This window comes from Flavobacterium sp. AK-345 (genome assembly GCF_058310175.1).
Genome location: NZ_JBZEER010000001.1, coordinates 213,065 through 234,480, shown reverse-complemented (window position 1 = coordinate 234,480; position 21,416 = coordinate 213,065). Strand labels below are relative to the sequence as shown.

Annotated in this window: 19 protein-coding genes; 7 read left to right on the top strand and 12 right to left on the bottom strand. The window is 33.9% G+C overall.

Translation table 11 applies throughout. The annotated features are described in order from the left end of the window. Positions 1-184 precede the first annotated feature (184 nt). Complete coding sequence (locus AC4FQ3_RS01055; RefSeq protein ID WP_491180529.1) at positions 185-2,563, top strand: mechanosensitive ion channel family protein; 2,379 nt, start codon at positions 185-187, stop codon at positions 2,561-2,563. 401 nt (positions 2,564-2,964) lie between these two features. Here AC4FQ3_RS01055 and AC4FQ3_RS01050 read toward each other — a convergent pair whose 3' ends face one another. Further along, positions 2,965-3,843: an NmrA family NAD(P)-binding protein gene (locus AC4FQ3_RS01050; protein ID WP_491180528.1), complete on the bottom strand. Its 879-nt coding sequence runs from the start codon at positions 3,841-3,843 to the stop codon at positions 2,965-2,967. 81 nt (positions 3,844-3,924) lie between these two features. Here AC4FQ3_RS01050 and AC4FQ3_RS01045 point away from each other — a divergent pair, with 81 nt between their 5' ends. Then, positions 3,925-4,296, top strand: coding sequence for a winged helix-turn-helix transcriptional regulator (locus AC4FQ3_RS01045; protein WP_042564504.1), 372 nt, complete (start codon positions 3,925-3,927; stop codon positions 4,294-4,296). 104 nt (positions 4,297-4,400) lie between these two features. Here AC4FQ3_RS01045 and AC4FQ3_RS01040 read toward each other — a convergent pair whose 3' ends face one another. From AC4FQ3_RS01040 to AC4FQ3_RS01005, 8 genes are all read right to left on the bottom strand, one after another. Continuing rightward, positions 4,401-5,969: a sigma-54-dependent Fis family transcriptional regulator gene (locus AC4FQ3_RS01040; protein WP_491180527.1), complete on the bottom strand. Its 1,569-nt coding sequence runs from the start codon at positions 5,967-5,969 to the stop codon at positions 4,401-4,403. Positions 5,970-6,025: 56 nt separating this feature from the next. Then, entirely contained in the window at positions 6,026-6,376 is a 351-nt protein-coding gene (locus tag AC4FQ3_RS01035; RefSeq protein WP_491180526.1) for a cupin domain-containing protein, read from the bottom strand. A 25-nt stretch (positions 6,377-6,401) separates the two neighbouring features. Next, positions 6,402-7,769 (bottom strand): sigma-54-dependent transcriptional regulator, encoded by a 1,368-nt coding sequence (locus AC4FQ3_RS01030; protein WP_491180525.1) that lies wholly within the window; start codon positions 7,767-7,769, stop codon positions 6,402-6,404. A gap of 3 nt (positions 7,770-7,772) precedes the next feature. Next, entirely contained in the window at positions 7,773-8,714 is a 942-nt protein-coding gene (locus AC4FQ3_RS01025) for a sensor histidine kinase (protein ID WP_491180524.1), read from the bottom strand. Between the two features lie 107 nt (positions 8,715-8,821). Further along, the gene (locus AC4FQ3_RS01020; RefSeq protein ID WP_491180523.1) at positions 8,822-9,505 is read right to left on the bottom strand and encodes a YoaK family protein; all 684 of its coding nucleotides are present in this window, start codon (positions 9,503-9,505) and stop codon (positions 8,822-8,824) included. Between the two features lie 17 nt (positions 9,506-9,522). Beyond that, positions 9,523-9,996, bottom strand: coding sequence for a Dps family protein (locus AC4FQ3_RS01015; protein ID WP_073393857.1), 474 nt, complete (start codon positions 9,994-9,996; stop codon positions 9,523-9,525). A 14-nt stretch (positions 9,997-10,010) separates the two neighbouring features. Continuing rightward, on the bottom strand, positions 10,011-10,436 hold the full coding sequence (locus AC4FQ3_RS01010; RefSeq protein ID WP_042564498.1) for a DoxX family protein: 426 nt from the start codon (positions 10,434-10,436) through the stop codon (positions 10,011-10,013). A gap of 11 nt (positions 10,437-10,447) precedes the next feature. After that, positions 10,448-12,340, bottom strand: a complete 1,893-nt coding sequence (locus AC4FQ3_RS01005; RefSeq protein WP_491180522.1) for an amidohydrolase — start codon at positions 12,338-12,340, stop codon at positions 10,448-10,450. Between the two features lie 531 nt (positions 12,341-12,871). Between AC4FQ3_RS01005 and AC4FQ3_RS01000 the strand changes: the two genes are divergently transcribed. From AC4FQ3_RS01000 to AC4FQ3_RS00990, 3 genes are read left to right on the top strand one after another with little or no spacing between them, the layout of a single operon-like run. Next, a complete protein-coding gene (locus tag AC4FQ3_RS01000) occupies positions 12,872-15,052 on the top strand; it encodes a tetratricopeptide repeat-containing sensor histidine kinase (RefSeq protein ID WP_491180521.1) in 2,181 nt (726 codons plus the stop codon). 39 nt (positions 15,053-15,091) lie between these two features. Further along, entirely contained in the window at positions 15,092-16,372 is a 1,281-nt protein-coding gene (locus AC4FQ3_RS00995) for an acetyl-CoA C-acetyltransferase (protein ID WP_491180520.1), read from the top strand. Then, positions 16,373-17,098 (top strand): hypothetical protein, encoded by a 726-nt coding sequence (locus tag AC4FQ3_RS00990; protein WP_491180519.1) that lies wholly within the window; start codon positions 16,373-16,375, stop codon positions 17,096-17,098. It begins immediately after the preceding gene. Between the two features lie 58 nt (positions 17,099-17,156). On the opposite strand, the gene AC4FQ3_RS00985 is transcribed toward AC4FQ3_RS00990, so the two are convergent. Next, positions 17,157-17,768, bottom strand: coding sequence for an FMN-dependent NADH-azoreductase (locus AC4FQ3_RS00985; RefSeq protein ID WP_463461368.1), 612 nt, complete (start codon positions 17,766-17,768; stop codon positions 17,157-17,159). A 109-nt stretch (positions 17,769-17,877) separates the two neighbouring features. On the opposite strand from AC4FQ3_RS00985, the gene AC4FQ3_RS00980 reads away from it, so the two are divergent. Beyond that, positions 17,878-18,246 (top strand): winged helix-turn-helix transcriptional regulator, encoded by a 369-nt coding sequence (locus AC4FQ3_RS00980; protein ID WP_073393852.1) that lies wholly within the window; start codon positions 17,878-17,880, stop codon positions 18,244-18,246. 452 nt (positions 18,247-18,698) lie between these two features. On the opposite strand, the gene AC4FQ3_RS00975 is transcribed toward AC4FQ3_RS00980, so the two are convergent. After that, positions 18,699-19,088: a DUF1634 domain-containing protein gene (locus AC4FQ3_RS00975; protein ID WP_042564606.1), complete on the bottom strand. Its 390-nt coding sequence runs from the start codon at positions 19,086-19,088 to the stop codon at positions 18,699-18,701. A 4-nt stretch (positions 19,089-19,092) separates the two neighbouring features. After that, the gene (locus AC4FQ3_RS00970) at positions 19,093-19,929 is read right to left on the bottom strand and encodes a sulfite exporter TauE/SafE family protein (protein WP_042564492.1); all 837 of its coding nucleotides are present in this window, start codon (positions 19,927-19,929) and stop codon (positions 19,093-19,095) included. A 406-nt stretch (positions 19,930-20,335) separates the two neighbouring features. Between AC4FQ3_RS00970 and AC4FQ3_RS00965 the strand changes: the two genes are divergently transcribed. Continuing rightward, the gene (locus AC4FQ3_RS00965; protein WP_491180518.1) at positions 20,336-21,391 is read left to right on the top strand and encodes a sensor histidine kinase; all 1,056 of its coding nucleotides are present in this window, start codon (positions 20,336-20,338) and stop codon (positions 21,389-21,391) included. Positions 21,392-21,416 lie beyond the last annotated feature (25 nt).

Here is a 21,416-nt window from a genome sequence, read left to right as displayed (position 1 = left end):
ACAAAAGTTACATTATTAAATTGAGTATAAAAAGGAAAAATAAGGTCTTAAAAAAACTTACTTTTTTCTTTTCAATAACTCAATCAAAATCTTAAGATAAACTTCACCTTAAATCTTCTATTTTTGTACCGAAAGTTTACCAAAAAAATCTAAATTTGGAAACCCTAAATTCACACAAAACATTATGATTTTAAAAAGAAGTTTTATTGCTTTATTGACTCTGTTTGTCGGATTGTTTTTTGCACCACTTTCCTACTCGCAAACGGACACTTTAAAAAAGGAAAATCCAAAAACGGAAACTCCGAAAAAAGAAACGCGTTCAAAGTTATTTGAAGAAAGCGCCACCGACAGCGATTATTTGATGGCGATTGAAAAAGCAAGCGCCGTTATGGAAACTGCTTTTAACGATGCCGATTTTGATGGTGCAAGTCATCACTTGTTTGGCGAAATCAAAAGAACCCAAAGCAAACTCGATTTAATTTTAAACAGCCTGAAAGGCGCGAACCCAAATGCGCGCAACCAGCAAATGTATCGCATTGTTCTGAAAGAAATCGAACAGGAACTTGAAGAACAAAATACGGCCATCAATTTGAGAAACGAGAATCTTGAAAAAATCAAGAATCGGTTTATTGAACTGCGCAAGGATAAAACCCTGGTAACGCTGATTAAAGATACTATTCGCCGCAAGCAGTTTAAAACAGAATTTGCCAATCTTAGAAAAAGATACAAAGCTACAGACAGCCTGATGACGAAAAATCAGGGAATCCTGAACAACAACAAGCGATTGACTGTTGAACGAAAAATTGCCGTTTCAAATGCTTTAATTTCGGTTGACAATAAACTTGAGCAATCTGGAATCAGCATGCGTAAAAAAGAATATCCATTTTTGTGGAGCATCAACGATTCTGTGCCAAAAGAAAAAGTAGCGCAAAATATCGGCGCAAAAGTAATTATCGAAGAAAGTGTCGCGGCATATTACCTAAGCTATCGCGCCGGTGGATTAATTACGCTTTTATTTTTTATGGGAATTATGGGCTGGTATATTTCTCGCAATTTGAAATACCTGAAAGAAAACGGGCACGCTGAAAATTTATCGCTTTTTAATTTCAAATATCTAAACCGAGGTATAATCATTCCGGTTGCCGTAATTGGACTTAATATTGCCGTTGTGGGTAATTTATATGCTCCGGCATTATTTATTGAGTTTCTTCACCTGATTCTACTGGGACTTCTTACCATACTTTTCAAAAATCAATGGTCTGGAGTTTCGATGAGAAACTGGCTTTTACTTTTAGGATTGTTTTTTATTCTTTGCTTCTTAGATCTATTTATCACCGTAGGCTTATTTCAACGCTGTTCTTTTATCGTAATTAATATTTTGGGTATAAGATATGGTTTAGTACAAATTAAGACCTTAAAAGAGCAATTATACATCAAAGGTTTTTTTAAATGGGCTACGATTCTTTTTATCGGGCTGAATGTGCTTTCGATATTGCACAATATTTTTGGAAGAGTTTCAATCTCAAACATGTTAAGTTTAACCGCTTTTATTTCGCTTACGCAGATTGTGGCATTGAGTGTTCTTTTGAAAATCATTCTTGAAATCATCATTTTACAGATCTACACTACAAGAGTTAAACGCGGAATCGAAAAGATTTTTGATCACGAGCATTTATCTGAAACGCTTAAAAAACCTTTTATTATCGTAATCAGTTACATGTGGCTTGTTGTGATTGCTTCAAATTTAAATGTCTGGGAATCGCTGCGAACTTCGTTGGGATCTTTACTTAGTCATCCAAACACGATTGGAAGCATCACTTTTACGCTAGGAAACATTATTTTGTTTTTCATCATTATCTGGGTTGCGCATTTACTTCAAAAATATGTCGCTTACTTTTTTGGTGAAATTGACGACGAAAACGAAGAAAACATCAACAAAAGACAACACTCAAAATTGCTTATTACGCGACTTGTTGTTTTAATCATCGGATATCTTTTGGCGGTAGCCGCTTCAGGAATGCCTCTGGATAAATTAAGCATTCTTTTAGGAGCGTTGGGTGTCGGTGTTGGACTTGGACTTCAAAACGTGGTGAACAACTTCGTATCGGGTATTATTTTGATTTTTGATAAACCAATCCAAATTGGAGATGTTATTGATATTAGTTCAGAATCCGGTCGTGTAAAATCGATGGGATTACGTACAACCAAAATCAATGCGCCAAATGGTGCCGAAATTATTATCCCAAATGGTAATTTGTTATCGCAGAATATCACGAACTGGACCTATACTGATAATTTTAAACTGGTAGATATTTCAATTGAAATAACCGGCGAAACAACTCCCGAAGCCATCAACGAAACTATTAACAAATCTCTGGAAAGTCTTCCGCTTGTAAATAACGCCAAACCTTCGCAAATTTACTACACTTCGATTTCTGAAGGAAAATATAAAATCCAGATCAAATTTTGGTGCAGTATTTACAAAACTGAAGAAACTGTTAGTGGTGCCCGTCAGACTTTGTTTAGTAATTTTAAAGCTAAAGGGTTAACTTTTTCAACATAGAAATTAAATTTTGATTTTATTAAAAAGGCCGTCAAATTAATTATTTGACGGCCTTTTTTTATTGAGCTGATTTCTGATACGACAAATGTGCAATTTAGTTGCATTAAACCATGTGTCATTTATTAATAGGCTTATTTTCAACATCTTATTAAATAATTACTTTAAGTAAGAAATCAAATAGGAACTCACAATCAACATTGGTATTACTTTGCGTTTCAAGGGATTAAAATCCCTTGCTACAAAATAAATCATTCCAACGGAATTTTATAAAGAGTTCCAGAGGAACGTATAATATTGTAGGGATGGATTTTAATCCATTCTACGCATGCATTTACGTCGTCTGTTCGTTATCGCACGGTTCTCATATTTCAAAATTATAAATAGTAGTATTTAGTATTATTTTAAAATTTTTTAGCAAATTCTTTTGCAAAATCTTCTAATTTAATTTTCCCATCAACAGAAAAATTATTGCTTAAAAAATGCGCTGCAATTTTTTCACTTCTTAAACCTGAACCCATTTCGGTGTACATATTTGCCATTTCTTCCGGTAATCCGGCTTGCTTCATTCCTTGTAGAGATTGTTCATCTGTGAATTCAATCCATGGTAAATCGGTTTTACCAATCGCGTTTCCTAAAACATTGGCAACATCATTTGGCGTACGCACATCGCTAATAATATAACGGATATTTTTTCCGGTTGTGTCTTTTTGCAATTCTTCGGCTGCGGCAGCTGCAATATCTTTTGGATGCACAAATGGTATTTTAAGACTTGCTGGGTAATTAGCTCCCACAATCCCTGCTCCTTTTATCATTGGTACATCGTTATACAAATTAGTAAAGAAAAATCCGGCACGTAAAAAAGTCACCGCTGTAGTTTCTAATCCATTGTATATTTTTTCGATTTGGTGCAATCCGGCGATCGGACCGGTTCCTTTTTCTAAATCAGCACCAATACTGCTTAACATAACAACATGCTTTACTCCTGCTTTACTAATTGCTTCTGCAAAAGCTTTTCCTGCATTTACTGTATTCGAAATTATATTTGAACCTCCTAAATTTGGTGGCGTCATCGCAAAAAGGGAATCAGCTCCGGCGAAAGCTTCTGCCAAAAAATCAGTATCACTAACAGAACCAATTGCTGCTTTTGCGCCTAAGTTTTCTATATCTGATTTTCTATCAGCACTGCTACTTACTACTGTAACATCATGCCCCGAAGCAATTAAATTTTGCGCTAATGGTTTTCCTATATTCCCTAAAGAACCTGTAATTATAATTTTCATCTTTAAATTGTTTTTTATTTATAGAAACAAAGGTATATTTGTACTTACTTTTATACAAGTACTTACCCTAAAGTATGCATCATGACAGCAATTAAAGAATCATCAACTATACAGGAAAACAAGCAATATGCCTTAGACACTTGTCCGGTAACTTATGTAATGGAAAAAATTGGCGGCTATTGGAAACCCATTATTATCCACCATTTATCGATTGGCACTATGCGTTACAGCGAATTAAAAAGAACAATTCCGGCTATAACCGAAAAAATGCTGATTCAGCATTTGAAACAATTAGAAGCAGACGGTATTGTTATCAGAGAAGCAAAACCGGTCGTGCCTCCTTTTGTAACCTACAAACTGAGTAATTCCGGAAAGGGTTTATTGCCGGTTATCGAAGCAATGGCCGTTTGGGCATTTAAAGAAAAGGACGGCGTTTTTAGTACCGAAAACTAACAACTAAACAAACTGGCTTCTTAATAATGAACTGCCAGTTTTTTTTATTATTGTTTACATTAAAACCGACCTATTTTTAAAAACTGTTTTAGTACATCTTGCTTCTATTCAGAAAAATGTTCTTTTTTAATTCCGAGTTTTTTCATTTTTGAAATCAGGGTTGTCGAAGGAATTTCCAGTTTTATTGCAGCTCCGTTTGGACCGGAAATTCTGCCGTTGCAAATTTTTATAATTTTAAGAATGTATTCTTTTTCAATTTCTCTTAATGGTTTTACCTGAAACGCATTAAAATTGTTCAACGCCAGAATTTGTTCGCTGTCTGATAAAAAGCTCACATCGTTTATCATTGCCCCTTCTGATAAAAGAATACTTCGCTCGATGCAATGTTCCAGTTCTCTGATATTTCCGGGCCAGGAATGGTTTTGTATTGCTTTTAAAGCATTTGCAGATAATGCGATATTTTTTTTATTGGTATTTTGAGCATATTTATTGAGGAAATAAGAACATAAATCAGTGATATCCTCTTTTCGGTTTCGAAGCGGCGGAATCATTATTGGGAATATATTTAGTCTGTAAAACAAGTCTTTTCTAAATCGCCCTTCTGCCATTTCTACTTGCAAATCACGATTGGTTGCGGCTATAATGCGAACATTTATTTTTATGGCTTTTTTGCCCCCAATTCTTTCAATTTCCTTTTCCTGAAGTGCACGCAGTAATTTTGTCTGCATTTCCAGAGGAAGATCTCCAATCTCATCCAAAAACAAAGTACCATTATTAGCCAGTTCAAATTTCCCGATTCTTTTTTCTATCGCGCCGGTAAAACTTCCTTTTTCATGTCCAAATAATTCACTTTCGATAAGATTCACCGGAATTGCAGCACAATTTACCTTAATCATCGACTGATTCTTTCTGGAGGAATTATAATGAATTTCTCGGGCTACGACTTCCTTTCCTGTTCCGCTTTCGCCCAAAATCAAAACTCCGCTGTCTGAAGGCGCCACCTGATCGATCAGGGTTTTTATTTTTTTGATCTGAACGCTTTCTCCAATAATTTCGGTTGTTTTTTGATTCTGACTTTCATCAATAGATTGAAATAGCTTTTGAGACGAGATATTTCCATTCTCTATTTTATGTTTGATCAAAATATTAGAAACCGTTAAGGCTAAAGGCATGGACAAACCTTTAAGCAATCGAATTGCATTTCTGTCGAGATTTTGTGTTTTTTTAAAGAAAAGAAATAAAACCGAAGGATTGTTTTTATGGTATTGCAAAGGTATTGCTGCCATTTCGCGTATTTCCTGCAAATTTATATTTGCTATAAAAGAATCAGACTTTGTTTTTTTGTTTAAAAAAACATTATCAAATACAACAGGATCTGCAGATTGCATTGCAATATTAAAAAGATCATCCTGAGTATCGTACAATTTTCTCTCGGTTGACCTGAAAATTTTCTGATCGTTGTGGTAAAACAAATAATATTGTTTTTCGTTGCTGTCTGTTGTTCCAATAGCAAAATAATCAAAAGATAATGCGGCTTTTAATTGTCCGTTTACAATTGGAGAAAGTTCTTCGCAGGCAGAAACATTGGCAAAACTACTGCTTAAAGAAAGTAAAAGATGGTGTTCTTTTTCTCGTTCCTGAATTGATTTTAATACTGCTTCTGTTTTGTCCATATTTTATAATTTCAGAAAAGAAGTAAATTTAAGATCAATAATGATTTACTTAATCATCAAATCGTAATAAAAATAGATTTTCTGGGCTTGTTTTCTATATTTTTAGTTTTATGTCCTTTTCCGGTTGTGTCTTCTACCAAAAGAATCTCTCCGGTTTTGAAACTTCTTTTTTCTCCCAAAGAAGTTTCAATTTCTACACCGCCATCCAACAAAATGATATATTGTTTTTGCGGGGCATTGTGAAAATCATAATCGTATGAAGCCAGAACTTCTCTGAAAATAATGTTTTTGACGGGCTGAGATTCTGATAGAAATCCGATCTCGCCTTTATCTGTAAGCGGAATCATCACATCTTCAAAATGACTTTCTCCGGCGTCATCGCTGTATATTCGGGTTAATGAAAACATATTTTACCGTTTAAAAATTAGTTTATTAAAAGTAACCTTGTTTTATGTTGAGCTTTTTCATTTTTGAATATAAAGTCGAAGGTGAAATTTTCAACATTTCTGCCGCTCCGCCCGGGCCAAATACTTTTCCGTTGGCTGCTTTTAAAACATTCAAAATGTGCTCTTTTTCCATATCTGCCATGGATAAGATTTCGTTATCATTTTCTTTTTTTATGGCCGGAATGTCATTTGAAATATCAAATTCTGTAATTTCATTTCCTGTTGCCAGTAAAATACTTCGTTCTATCAAATGTTCTAATTCTCTAATGTTTCCCGGCCAGTCGTATTGCTGTAATTGTCGCAAGGCATGATCTGAAATTATTCTGATATTTCTTTTGGCTTTCTCTGCATATTTATGGAGAAAATAATAAGCTAAATCTTCTATATCTTCTTTTCGTTCTTTGAGAGTTGGCAATTCTAAAGGAAAAACATTCAAACGATAATATAAATCCAGCCTAAATCTTCCTTCTGCAACTTCAGAGGGCAAACATCTGTTTGTGGCCGCAATAACCCTCACATCCAGTTTGATTGTTTTTTCTCCGCCAAGCCGTTCAATTTCTTTTTCCTGTAAAACCCTTAATAGTTTTACCTGCGAATCTAGTGGCAACTCTCCTATTTCATCCAAAAAAATAGTTCCTCCGTTGGCTTGTTCAAATTTTCCAATTCTAACAGTATCTGCTCCGGTAAAAGCACCTTTTTCATGGCCAAATAATTCTGATTCAATCAAAGATTCCGGCAATGCAGCACAATTTACAACCACCAAAGGTTTTGATTTTTTTGGCGATAAAGAATGAATTAAACGGGCAATTTTTTCTTTTCCTGTTCCGCTTTCTCCCAAAATCATTACAGAAGTTTCTGTTGGCGCTACAATCTCAATTTTTTGCATTAAATCGAGTAGTTTTTTGTTTTTGCCAATGATTTCTATCTTTTTATTTTCTTTTGATGAAGGTTTTCCAGAAGTGTGATTGTTGAGATTTCCGTTTTCTACGCTGTATTTGTATCGTGCAATGTCGAGCATTACAAACAAATCACGTTCTCTAAACGGTTTTACCAAAAAACCATAAGGCTGGGTTTCTTTTACGGCATTTAAAATAGAATGATTCGTATTGGCAGAGATGTATAAAAAAGGAATTTTTTGGGTTTCCAATTCCCAGGCAAGATCAATTCCCGTAAGGTCCCCTTTTAAAATAATATCGAGTAAAACCCAATTTGGTTTTTGTGCGTCAATCAAAATTCGGGCTTCTTCTACAGATGCGGCAATTCCGCAAACTTCGTAACCTGATTTTACCAGAATCATTTTTAAGTCATTTGCGACAATAAATTCATCCTCAACAATTAAAATTTTCTCCTTCATTATTTATGATTTGATTCCATTTTTCTTAAAGTTTAATATAACCGAAAGTCCGTTTTTACTTTCAACTTCAAAAGAACCATCAATTTGATTGCTTAATCCGTACATTAAATTCATACCAAGCGAGTTTCTGTTTTTCAACTCAAAATCAGGAACACCTACCCCATTATCCGAAATAATAAGCTGGTATAAATTATCCTGCTTTTCTTTTAGCAAAATTTTTACTTCGCCTTTGTGTGTTTCAGGATATGCATATTTCAGGGCGTTTATAATGGCTTCATTTAAAATTAGACCCAAAGGCATTGCCTGCGCCACATCTAAATCGACATGATCTATATCTAACAAAAAAGCAATTTTATGATCTGCATCAAAAACAGTTTTTAAATAACTTACCAGTTCAGGAATATACCAATGCATGTCTATCGTAGATAAATTATCATTTTGATATAGTTTTTGATGTATCAGTGACATCGCAAACATCCTGTTTTGACTGTCTTGTATGGCTAAAAGTGCATCTTTATTTTCAAGATAGGCCGACTGGGTATTTAAAAGACTAATTACAACCTGCAAATTGTTCTTTACACGATGATGAAGTTCTTTTAGCAGCCATTCTTTATCCAAAAGTAGTTTTTTTAGGCTTATACTCTGTTCATTAATTTTTTCCTCTTTTAAAACTAAATCCTTATTTATTTCATTTTTAGAACTATAACATTTGTAGATGATAACAAAAATTAAAAAAAGTAATCCGGGTATTATTACAACATGGTATTTTGCAGTTTCCTGATAGAAATTACTTTTTTTAATGTCTTTATAATTTAAAATATCAAAAGCCAGTGAAATCTGTGTGAAATCAAAAAAGAAGAAAGCTTTATTGGGTTTTATTATCTTTTGTTGAGAATGCTCAATTTCATAAATAAAAACAGAATCGTTTAAGGTATCGATTTGCATAAAAAGGTTTTGATTCGTAATCCAGAACAGGATCACGAACCAAAAATGTATATGAAATTTTTTAAGGCAACTTTCTTTATACATAACCTGCAGCTCTGTTATTTAACTCATAACTTTGTTTCCACTTTGATATGATTGTTTTTTAAATAGCAAAAAATCATAAATATTCCCGGAACCAAAACAGGTATCAATCCCCATGTTTTTCCGGCAATAGCGCCTAAAAAACAGCCAAGTAAAAAACCTCCAATGGTAACGAATTGCTTTTTAAAACTTAACTGACTGTTGGCGTCCTTAAATTTTGATTTTAATAAAGCTCCAATATCAAGAGCCGCCTGTGTAACATTTCCGGTCATCATGGTAGTTGGGCCGTGGGTTTCTTTGCTGAAGATTTTACCAAAAGCATTTTGCAATCCCATCGCAAAAACGATTAACATAGCTATGATATACATGGTCCATAAATTATCCATTTTTAGATAATGGAATAAAACTGCCAATAATCCGCTGAGTGTTAAAATGCAGCCTTCCCAAAACAATATTCTATATTTTAAGCTGGATTTTGAAGCAATATAACCCCCAATTATTACTGAAATAATAAATATTGGAAACGTTAATAATTTTATCCAGGCATAAATATCATTTCCGTTAATGACCTGATATGCAAAAACAATAAAGTTTCCTGTTACGTGGGCAGAAAACAAAGTGTCTGCCGCAACAAAAGTCAACGTATCACAAAAACCAGCTATTGTTGTGAGCAGCAATGTGATGTACCATATGCTTTTGGGCTGTTCCATACTATTTATTTTAATATTTATCTTAAATGAGAGCGTAACATCCACGCCATTTTTTCATGCGTTTCCATCAAACCTGTAATATAATCGCTTGTTCCTAAGTCCTGATATTCATTGGCATAAACAGTAATATTTTCACGTAAGTGTATAATAATACTTTCATGATCTATTAAAAGCTCTTTGATGAATCCTTTACTGTCGTTATTTTCTTTTGTTTGTTCGGTAAGATGTGTCAATTCCAAAAATTCTTTTAATGTAGCCGGCGCATAATGACCCAGCATCCTGATTCTTTCTGCAACGCCATCGATTATTTCATCAATCTGATTGTATTGTTCTTCAAAAAACAAATGTTTGTTATAAAAGTCATCACCTTCAACATTCCAATGTGCTTTTCTGGTTTTAGTGTATAAAATAAATTCATCGGCCAAAATCTGACATAATGAATGTGCGATTTTTGATAAGTTTTCCTGCTTGATTCCGATTTGAGTTTGCATGATTTTAATTGGTTTTATAGTAAATTTAAAATATAATGATCTAAAGAATAAGTACCTGCGCCCAACGCTAATAAAAACAGCAAAGTGACGGTGTATATGTACGGAACATCTCTAACTTCAAGAGAATCTTTTCTGTGAACGACAAAATATCCAACAGCTGTAACGCCAATTGTTGGCAGAATAAACAATCTTGTCCCTAAACCAAGAATGATAAAAAAGGGCACAACAGTATCTGAAAACGTGGCAACTAAACCATTTAGTTTTTCCGGCAAATGCAACGGATTTGGTACATGTTCGCGTTCTCCGTTTTCGACCCTGAATTTTTTCATTCCGTGAACCCTGAACAATTCAACCGCAATTAAAATTCTAAAAACCAATAAAGCAATGTTGTTGATGTCGCTTCCGGCATCTGAATAAAGTAGTAATTTAATTATTTCCATTTTTTTATGTATTAAAAGGCAAAACAAGAGCATCCTAATGCGCCCCAAAAAGCGTTGTAATTATTGACCGGAACACTACTCAGTCGTGCGGCATTATGATCGTGGGCATGAATATCACAACTTCCTGAACAGCAATGAATTTGTGTGGCATTTTTTATAGTTGAATTTGATTTTTTCAATTTTAAATCAATGGCATTTTTGTTGTGCGATTCGGCGTGATAATAACCGTTATAAATATTGGTTGGCGACCAGTCCGGAAGTATCGGAATTGATGGCGGTGAAAACGAGGAGAAATCTCCTTTTGCATACACAATTTTTCCGTCAACAACTGTAAGAACCGATTCTATATTTTTAATATCTTCATCGTCGACTGTAAAATAATCGCGGTCCAAAACCACAAGATCGGCCAGCATTTCGGTTTCAATATTTCCTTTTTTATTTTGTTCCTGCGAAAACCAGGCGCTTCCCTGCGTATAAAGCTGTAGCGCAATTTCACGGCTCAAACGGCTTTCATTGTACAATTGTAAACCACCAACGGTTTTACCAACTGTAAGCCAGTACATTGAAACCCACGGATTGTAACTGCTTACTCTTGTTGCATCTGAACCTCCGCCAACCGGAATTTCCATTTCGAGCATTTTCTTGATTGGTGGTGTGTTTTCGGCAGCTTTTGCACCGTAACGATCCGTAAAATATTCACCCTGATACGCCATACGGCTTTGAATTGCGATTCCGCCGCCCAAAGCTTTTACTCTTTCGATATTGCGTTCGTCGATCGTTTCGGCATGATCAAATATCCATGGTAAATTATTGAATGGGATTTCTTTGTTTACTTTTTCGAAAACATTCAAAAAACGGGTAATACTTTCATTATAAGTTGCATGAAGTCTGAAAGGCCAGCGATTTGCTACCAATAACCGAATTACTTTTTCTAATTCTGCTTCCATATTTTCCGGAAGATCGGGTCTTGGCTGCAGAAAATCTTCAAAATCTGCTGCCGAAAAAACCAGCATTTCCCCCGCTCCATTATGGCGGTACATATCATCGCCCTGGTATAGTTTTACTTCCTGAATCCATTCATCAAAATCTTCAAACTCTTGTTTTGGACGTTGGGTAAATAAATTATAGGCAATACGAACGGTTAATTCTTTCTTTTCATTTAATTCATTGACAACTTTATAATCATCCGGAAAATTCTGAAATCCACCGCCGGCATCAATAACGCTTGTGATTCCGAAACGGTTTAATTCTTTCATAAAATGTCGGGTCGAATTAAGCTGATGTTCGTACGAAAGTTTTGGGCCTTTTGCCAGAGTCGAATACAAAATCATGGCATTTGGCGAAGCAATTATCAAACCTGTTGGTTCTCCGTTTGCATCTTTTTGGATTACTCCTCCAGCAGGCGCCGGAGTATCTTTTGTAAAACCAATTACTTTTAATGCCGCGCGATTCATAAAGGCACGATCGTATAAATGCAATATAAAAACGGGTGTTTCGGGAGCAATTGCATTAATTTCCTCAAGGGTTGGCATGCGTCTTTCGGCAAACTGAAATTCAGTCCAGCCTCCTACTACACGCACCCATTGCGGCGATGGCGTTCTGTCAACCTGTTCTTTCAACATTCGCATTGCATCTGCTAACGACGGAACTCCATCCCAACGCAATTCAAGGTTATAATTTAATCCGCCACGAATCAAATGAATATGGGAATCATTTAGTCCGGGAACGACTCTTTTTTGATGCAAATCGATCAATTTTGTTGTTGCATCACTATATTCTAAAATTTCGCTATCGCTGCCAACTGCAATAAATTTCCCGTCTTTAATGGCGACCGCTGTTGCGTTTTTATAATTGGTATTGAATGAATGTATTTTTCCGTTGAATAAAATTGTATCTGCTTTCATATTCAAATCCTTTGTTGATTTTTATTTCCGTAAACACCCTATTCAATAAAGATACCTAAAGTTTTAAACGGTTATAATACAAGCTCTTTACCATTTTTTCTTTAATTGAAATTTACGATATATCGCTAATTTATGATACGTTTATTATATTCAGTAATTGTTGCTTAATATTGCGGTTGTTTTTCTTTACTGTTATATAAATTTTCAATTGCAATAAATCAATCTTAAAGCTTTTATTATTCAAAATTTGATTAGCTTTTTTACTAATCATGCACTTTTTTAGTTTTGAAATATTTAAAAGATAATTATGGTCAAATTCTTGTTTTGCAAAAGGATATTAATCAAAAAATGACATAGCTTTGCTATCCTGTAGTAAGATTTATATCTTCTGAAAAAGCAAATTTATTAGCCTCAGAAACTATTTATGCAGTAGTAAATTAAAACTAATTACAGCATTCAACTTTACCCTTTATGTATCATTTACTTAAAAACTGTTTTTTAATTTTTCTTTTTCAATTGAATTTTACTGCCTTGTCGCAACCCTTATTAAAACAAGAAAGTGATAAAATAAAAGCTGAATTAAAAACAAAACTAAATGATACCACACGTGTTTTAAAATTACAAAAACTGAGTTTATACTATGTTACAAAAGTTGGTGAAGAAAGAGCCGATATGGACAGCAGTTATGTTTTTGCCAAACAAGCTGAATTAATCAGTGACAAAATCAGGTTTTATAAGGGAAAATGGATGAGTCATATTTTGTACTCACAAATATATCGCGAAGGCGGAAATCCTTTTAAAGGCAAAAGAGAACTTAAGAAGGTTTTTGAAATTGCGAGAAAAAACAATACTTCCTGGCTCGAAGGCGAAGCTTACCGGGAATTGACCAATTATTATAGTCTTGACAGCGAGATTGGCGAACGAATAAAAGTGGTTGAAAAGGCTTATCAGGCTTTTCAAAAAGGCGGTTCTAAACAACAAATTGCGGATATTTTACTTTATTACGGCGGTCATTATTTTTTTATGGGAGATTTTAAAGCGGCTCTTCAAAAATTTAATGAAGCCAAAGCTATGTATGAAAGTATTGGCAGCAACAATAATCAGACTTTATACAGTCAATTGGCCGAAACGTATTCGAAACTGGGTTTGTATACCGAAGCTGTAAAATTTGGACTGCTCTCTATAGAAATTGGGGAACAAAATAAGGATGTCTATTATATGACAGAAGATTATACCAATCTGGCGCTTACGTATTATAAAATGGAGAATTATGAACTGGCGTTAAAATACCACCAAAAATCTTTTAATGGCAGTTTAAAATTATATTCTGAATTTTTACCTTTTTACAATGCCAGTTACATTATTAAAGATTTACTGAAACTTGGAAGGAAAAAAGAAGCCAAACACTTTTTAGATACAAAGGTTAAAGATTTGAAGGTAAAGGATGCGAGGGATTTAATCTGGCTTCAAATATGTTATATCGCTGTTTATGATGATTTGGGCTGGTATAAACTGGCCGATAAATATTGTAATAAACTAATAGAACTTCAAAAAGAGAATAAAACGCTTTTGCCCGTAATTTCGAATCTTGAAATTAATGACAACATTGTAAATCACTTATTTAAAACTAAAAATTATCAACTGGCGACAGAATATCTGGATCGCAATAAAAAATTGGGTGCTTCTATCAAAGACATTAATATGATAATTAACAGTCATAGGATGGCTTTCAAATTAGATTCGGCTTCCGGGGATTACATTTCGGCAATAGCCAATCTTAAAAAATATCAAAAAGCAAAAGACAGTATTTTTAATGATGTAAAGTTTTATCAGATTTCAGATTTGCAGATAAAATACGAAACAGCAAAAAAGGATAAAAACATTCAATTATTAACGAATGAAAGTGAACTTCAAAAAGTTAAAATAAAAAATGATAAAGTAGTAAAACTTATTGCGGGTTTAGTTTTAATTTTAGTACTTATTATTACGGCATTGATTTTTAGAAGTTATAAAAACAAAAAAGAAAGTAATAAACAGCTCCAGATTAGTAAAAGCAGAATTGAAAAGAAAAATAAAATCCTGCAGAATGTTGTAAAGGAGAAAGAATGGCTTTTGAAAGAAGTACATCATCGTGTAAAAAACAATTTACAGGTTGTGATGAGTTTATTAAACACCCAATCTGTTTATTTAAAAGAAGAATCGGCTGTAAATGCGATAAAAGACAGCCAGAACAGAATCAATTCGATGTCACTGATTCACCAACGATTGTATCAGTCAGAAGGGCTTTCGTGCATTAAAATGCCGGAATATATAAAGGAACTTATCAGCTATTTAAAAGACAGTTACAATACAAATCACAGTTTTGTAGTTGATGTTGAATATATTGAAATGCATGTTGCGCAGGCAATCCCGATTGGTTTAATCTTAAATGAAGCTATTACAAATGCCATAAAATATGCTTTTACAGATGAGAAAAAAGGAAAAATTACCATCTCGCTGAAACATTTTGAGGATGATTCTTTTTTGCTTGAAATTGCCGATAATGGCATTGGGATTGAAGGGGAAATTGATATTGAAAAATACGATTCGTTAGGTATGAAACTAATGGAGGGTCTTAGTAAAGATTTAAACGGAAAGTTCAGTATTACAAGTTCAAACGGATTAAAAGTGTCTGTAATTTTTGTTTACGATTATACTTTTACGGTCAAATAAAATTAAAATATCCAATATAAATTTAACTAAATCATTACTATGGAAAATCAGGGTAAAATTAGAAAAGTAGCCATTGTGGGTTATAACCGAATTCCTTTTGCAAGGGCAAATACTTTTTATTCAGACGTTAGTAATTTACAAATGATGACGGCAACGCTTGATGGTCTTGTGGCAAAATACAACCTGAAAGGCGAATTACTTGGAGAAGTTGTTGGCGGTGCTGTAATTAAACACACCATGGATAATAATTTGATTAGAGAGTGTGTTATGAAAACGGCTCTTGATCCTGCTACTCCTGCCTGCGATTTACAACAAGCCTGTGATACCGGTATTGAAAGTGCCATTTATATTGCCAACAAAATTGCTTTGGGTCAAATTGATTCGGGAATAGCGTGCGGTGTCGATTCTATTAGTGATATGCCCATTGCGGTGAGCGAAAAACTCAGAAAAATATTGCTGAATGCAAGAAAAGCAAAATCATTAGGAGAAAAAATAAAGATATTTTTAAAATTGAGACCAAAAGATTTAACTCCGCTAGTTCCCAGAAATGAAGAAGCTCAAACCGGACTTTCGATGGGCGGACACACGGAAATTACGGCTAAATATTACCAGATTCCGAGAGAAGATCAGGATAAACTGGCGCTTCAAAGTCATTTGAATATGGCAAAAGCATACGACGAAGGCTTTTTTGATGATATGATTACGCCTTTTAACGGACTTGAAAGAGATAATAATCTTAGAAAAGACAGTACGCTTGAAAAACTGGCAAAACTTTCTCCGGCTTTTGATAAAGTTAACGGAACTCTTACGGCAGGAAACTCTACTCCGCTTACTGACGGTGCTTCGAGTATTCTTTTGGCTAGCGAAGAATGGGCAAAAGAACATAATTTACCAATTCTTGCTTACATCACGCATGCCGAAGTTGCCGCAATTGAATATGTAAAAAATCAACAAAATCTATTGCTTGCGCCTGTATTTGCAGCAACAAGAATGCTTGAAAAAGCAAACTTAACATTGCAGGATTTTGATTTTTATGAAATTCACGAAGCATTTGCAGCTCAGGTTTTAGCAACTTTAAAAATTTGGGAAAGCCCGGAACTTACCACAGCATTGGGATTAAAGAAAAATCTTGGTGCTATCGACAGAAGCAAACTAAATGTAAAAGGAAGCAGTCTGGCAGCCGCGCATCCGTTTGCAGCTACAGGTGGAAGAATTATTGGCGTTATGGCAAAATTGCTAAACGAAAAAGGTTCCGGAAAAGGTTTTATTTCTATTTGTGCAGCGGGAGGACAGGGAATTACTATGATTATTGAGAAATAGATGAACATTTTACAAAAAACGTTAGGTTCAGTTTTTCCTCCTTATAGATTTAAAATAATACGTAAGGAACAAGAAAAACTCTTTAATGCAATAATTAATGCGTTACCAGATATTTTATCAGAAATAAAACTTCAAACCCAAAACAGTACTTTTTGGGGTTTCGAAGATTGGAAACTACATCCTGATTTCAAGTTTATAACTATGTCTTATGGAGGAGAAAATTATTATAAATACAAAAAAAGAGGAAAAAACTTTAAACTTTCTGGTCTTGAAATTTTTTCAAAATTAAACAATCAGCCCGAAGAAATTGAAATCTTAATTTGGGATAATTTAATTTGGGCATTAAAAATTAATAATTCAAATTACGAAATGCAAGAATTTGATTTATCAACTATTCAAAATATAAATTTTAAGGTTACTGATTTCAAGTTTCCTGCGAATGAAGTTGATCTTTTTTATGATAAATTAGAAAATGATATAAAGGATAAACTACACTTTAATGATTTATTCGATATTGATTTTAACGGGAAAACTTTTTATGCTTTTTATAATTTAGAAGACGGGAATTATTTGGCAGTTGACAAAAAATTAATAGTATATTCATTAGTTCATGATGCCAAACCAATGGTTAGTAAAATGAAAATAACGTTTAAAGAAATTTTAGAAAAAATCGCAAATGACCAATTTGATAAAAGCACCCATCTTGATAAGAGATATAAAAATTAGTTTCAAATAAAAAAAATCCAGGCAGACACCTGGATTTTTTTGTTATTATTTAAAAATATTAAAACGCATATTCTTCAACGCTTGCCAATGCTTTTGGTAAAGCACCTTCTGCAAAATCTGGAATTGCAGTTCCTTCTACACGGAAAACGGTAATATCTGTCATTCCCAGAAAGCCAAGTACGGCACGTAAATAAGGTTCTGAGAAATCGTAAGCTTTGTACGGACCATCAGAAAATATAGCTCCTGAAGCAATTGACAAATACACTTTTTTATTCGTTACCAATCCTTTTGGTGAACCATCAGCATAACTGAATGTTGCTCCTGCCCTTGCAACCTGATCAATCCATCCTTTTAAAACTGCGGGAATTCCGAAATTGTACATTGGTACACCAATTACAATAACATCGGCTTCTAATAAATCTCTTATCGCTTCGTTTGAATATTTAATCGTTTCTTGCTGTTCTGCTGTATGTGCATCTGCCGGCGTGTAAAATGCCGCCAAATCCAATCCGCTTAAATATGGTGAAGGCGCTTTAGAAAGATCAGATGTTTTCACCTGACTTTCCGGATATTCTGCTGTCAATTTCTCCAGAATGGCATTTGATAATTTAATGCTAAACGAAGCATCTCCTTTTAGACTTGTCGTTATATTCAAAATTCTTTTGCTCATGATTATCTATTAATTTGTTTTATGATACAAACTTATATACATTTACTATCCCTTTTATAGTACTATCCTCAAGGATAGCGATATCCTTGAGGATAGTAACACAATTGGTATGATAAAAAACGACGAAATAAAAGAATTTGCCCATAGACCACAAGAATGCATGGCCGCATTATTGCCGGTAAGGGATGCTTTAGAAGTTTTAAACGGAAGATGGAAACTGCCGATTTTAATCACTTTATCTGACAGACCAAAACGATTTAAGGAGATTTCGAAAGACATTAACGGAATTACGGATAAAATGCTTTCGAAAGAACTTAAAGATCTGGAAATAAATAAATTGGTAACGAGAACGGTTTATGACACGTTTCCGCCAACGGTTGAATACGCGCGAACGGAACACAGCCAATCGCTTACCAATGTAATTATGGCATTGAAAGATTGGGGCACATTACATCGCAAGGAAATTATTGGGAAATAATTAAAAATTGAGAATTAAAAATCTTTCTCATAACTATCTCAAAAAAAAGCGTTTCACTTCATATTTTTTCACGCAGATTTTAAAAAGATTTTAGCAGATGCACGCAGATTATTATCGAAATCTAAATCTGCTCAAATCTGCCGAATCTGCGTGAAATAAAATCTAAAATCTTTGTTGTTTTAAACTCTCACACTCGTAACTCTACTAGGATTGGATTCACGGGATGACAATATTGGGGTTACTTTGCGTTCAAGGGATTAAAATCCCTGGCTACAAAATAAATCATTCCTCCGGAATTTTATAAAGAGTTCCGGAGGAACGGATCATATTGTAGGGATGGATTTTAATCCATCTTGTAATTAGAATGGCCAATCATTGCGGAGTTTCTTGCGGAGATTCCTCGTTCCTCGGAATGACAAATACGTGTGAAATCAAAAATCTAAAATCTTTCCTTAATGCGAAAATCCGAATGAAATACTAAGGATAATTATTCCGATGACAATCGCAGTAATAGTAACATACAGATAATCTTTCTCTAAAAGAAAAGAAAACAGCGAAAGCAAAACACGAAATACGGGCGTAAGAAATAATAATATTACTCCGAAAAAGATGATCGACTCTCCACTTCCGTGAATGACGCCGTTGTAAACATTGGCAAATACTTCAAAAATATTTCTGTCGTTTTCTTTAAATACCGAATAATCTTCGATGTCGCTGCCGTGGTGCATCAAATAAACAATTCCGCCAATAAAAGCTACTGATAATGAAATCCATACACCGTAGCGCAATAAATTACCTATAATGGTTTGAAAATCTTTTTCTCCAAATTTTTCCTGTGTCATAGTTTTAGATTTTTCCATTAAGTCCGTTATAAATCATGTTTACTGCCAATACAAATATCAGGCAGGCAAAAAAGATACGCAGTTTTTTAGGGTTTGTTCTCACCAATATTTTTGCTCCGACCATAGCGCCAAATAATACACCAATTACAACAGGCATGCATATTCCGGGTTCGATATACCCTTTTTGAATATAGATTACAGAACTCGCCATTGCAGTAACACCCATCATAAAATTACTGGTTGTGGTAGAAACCTTAAAAGGAATTCGCATAATATTGTCCATCGCAATAACTTTAAAAGCTCCTGAACCTATACCTAGTAAACCAGACATCATTCCGGCAAGTCCCATCATGCTGAAACCGCCAATTACATTTTTGGTTCCATAATGTACAACTTGTCCGTCGTGCGTAGGATATGTTCCCTGCAAATGAAGTTTTTTTGCTAAAGGACTTGATTCTAAAACAATATGTTCTTCTTTTTTTCTTAAGGAATTAATAGCCGAGAAAATTAAAGTCAATCCGAATAAAACGGCTATAAATGAAGTTGGTGCAATAGCAGAAAGTAATGCCCCGCCAACTGCGCCAATTGTAGTGGCGATTTCGAGAAAAATTCCCAGCCGCATATTCGTTATTCCTTCCTTTACATATGCCGCCGCAGATCCTGAAGAAGTTGCAATGACCGAAACTAAAGCCGCCCCAATGGCGTAATGAATATCGACGCCCAGCACAACAGTTAAAAGTGGTATGATAATTATTCCGCCGCCAAGTCCTGATAATGAACCAATAAAACCGGCTAAAAAAGCACCCAGAATCATAATCAGGGTAAATGTAAGTACTGTCATGTGGATATTATTTGGCTACTAATTTACGAATACATATTGGCTATTACAGTATTATACTTTTGATTATTATAATAAAATGCTCACATTTATTTTAAACTGCTTGTTTTTCAATTAAATAAGCACAACTTAAAAATACCTTAAAAATTTAAAAAAATGCAAAAAATAGCCATTTGATTACGAAAAAAATGATTTGACGATAGCATTTATTAAAAATGAAATAAATACTGCATTTTAAGTTTACAAATGCAGAGAATCCGATTTAAAAAATAATTAGTAAAAATGACACTGTTTTAATTGTTTTACACTAATTTTAAGCCGCAAAAAAAGTTGCGTTATTCTTATAAACCCCAAATTTACAAGACTTTAACTGTAATGTTTTTATTATTGATTTATAAAACTAAAATGTATGGTACTTTGTTTTAAAAGGCTTTATTTATTGTTGTTTTTATTTGTATCAATTGGTTTGCAGGCGCAAACGGAAAGTACAAAACTGCTTATTTCTTCTTCATTTCACAATTCACATGCTTCTCTCATTTTTAATGCTGTTGTAAGCAATTCTGTCAAGAACTTTTTGCTTGCAAGTAATGAAATACAGGATACACAATTGTTTATCATCGTTGCTTATTTGTCACTTTTGATCTTGATTTCGGGGCTTTTATTTCAAACTTACAGAAGTTTAAGTGCACAACGTTTATTAAACAGCAAACAAGAAGAAATTAATTCTCAAAGAATAGACAGTTTGCTAAAAGAACAGGAATTAAATTTGATTAAAGCCTGGATTAATGGTCAGGAAAAAGAACGTGAACATATTTCGCAGGAAATATACAATACGATCGGTAAAAATTTGGCTGCTGTAAAACTCCAGCTGAATCATCTGAATAATAGTAATTTAAAAAACATTACAAAGATTAATCTGCAACTGGAAGAAACTTACAAACTAGTACGAAACTTATCTAATTCTTTGGTTCCCAAGAAATTTAGTCCTGACAAGTTTTGCGAAGTTTTAGAAACATATATCATCAATTTAAGTACAGCGAGCCAATTAAAAATTTCGTTTCTTGCTTTTCCGAAAAAAGACATTAATACTATTAATGAACTTATTCAAATGGAAGTTTTTAAAATAGTTCACGAGCTTTTAAACCATACAATAAAATATGCAAAAGCTTCACAAATCGAAATTCAGCTCAATCTTGTTGACAACTGTTTAAGCCTTTTATTTAAGGATAACGGAACTGAATTTCATACTAAAAATTATATTCTGGGATTTGGTTATATTAATTTAGAAACCCGAATTCATGATTTAAAAGGTTCTTTTCTGATTGACTCTAAGCCCAAATCAGGAACTGTTATTGAAATAGAAATTCCGACTTTAACTGAAACATCAAATACAAAAAACAAATTTAAAACGGTGAAAGGTATAAATTTAAAGAACCAGCTGGATGAATTGAATAGCAGGCTTTAAATAAGACAATAATATTACTTAACAA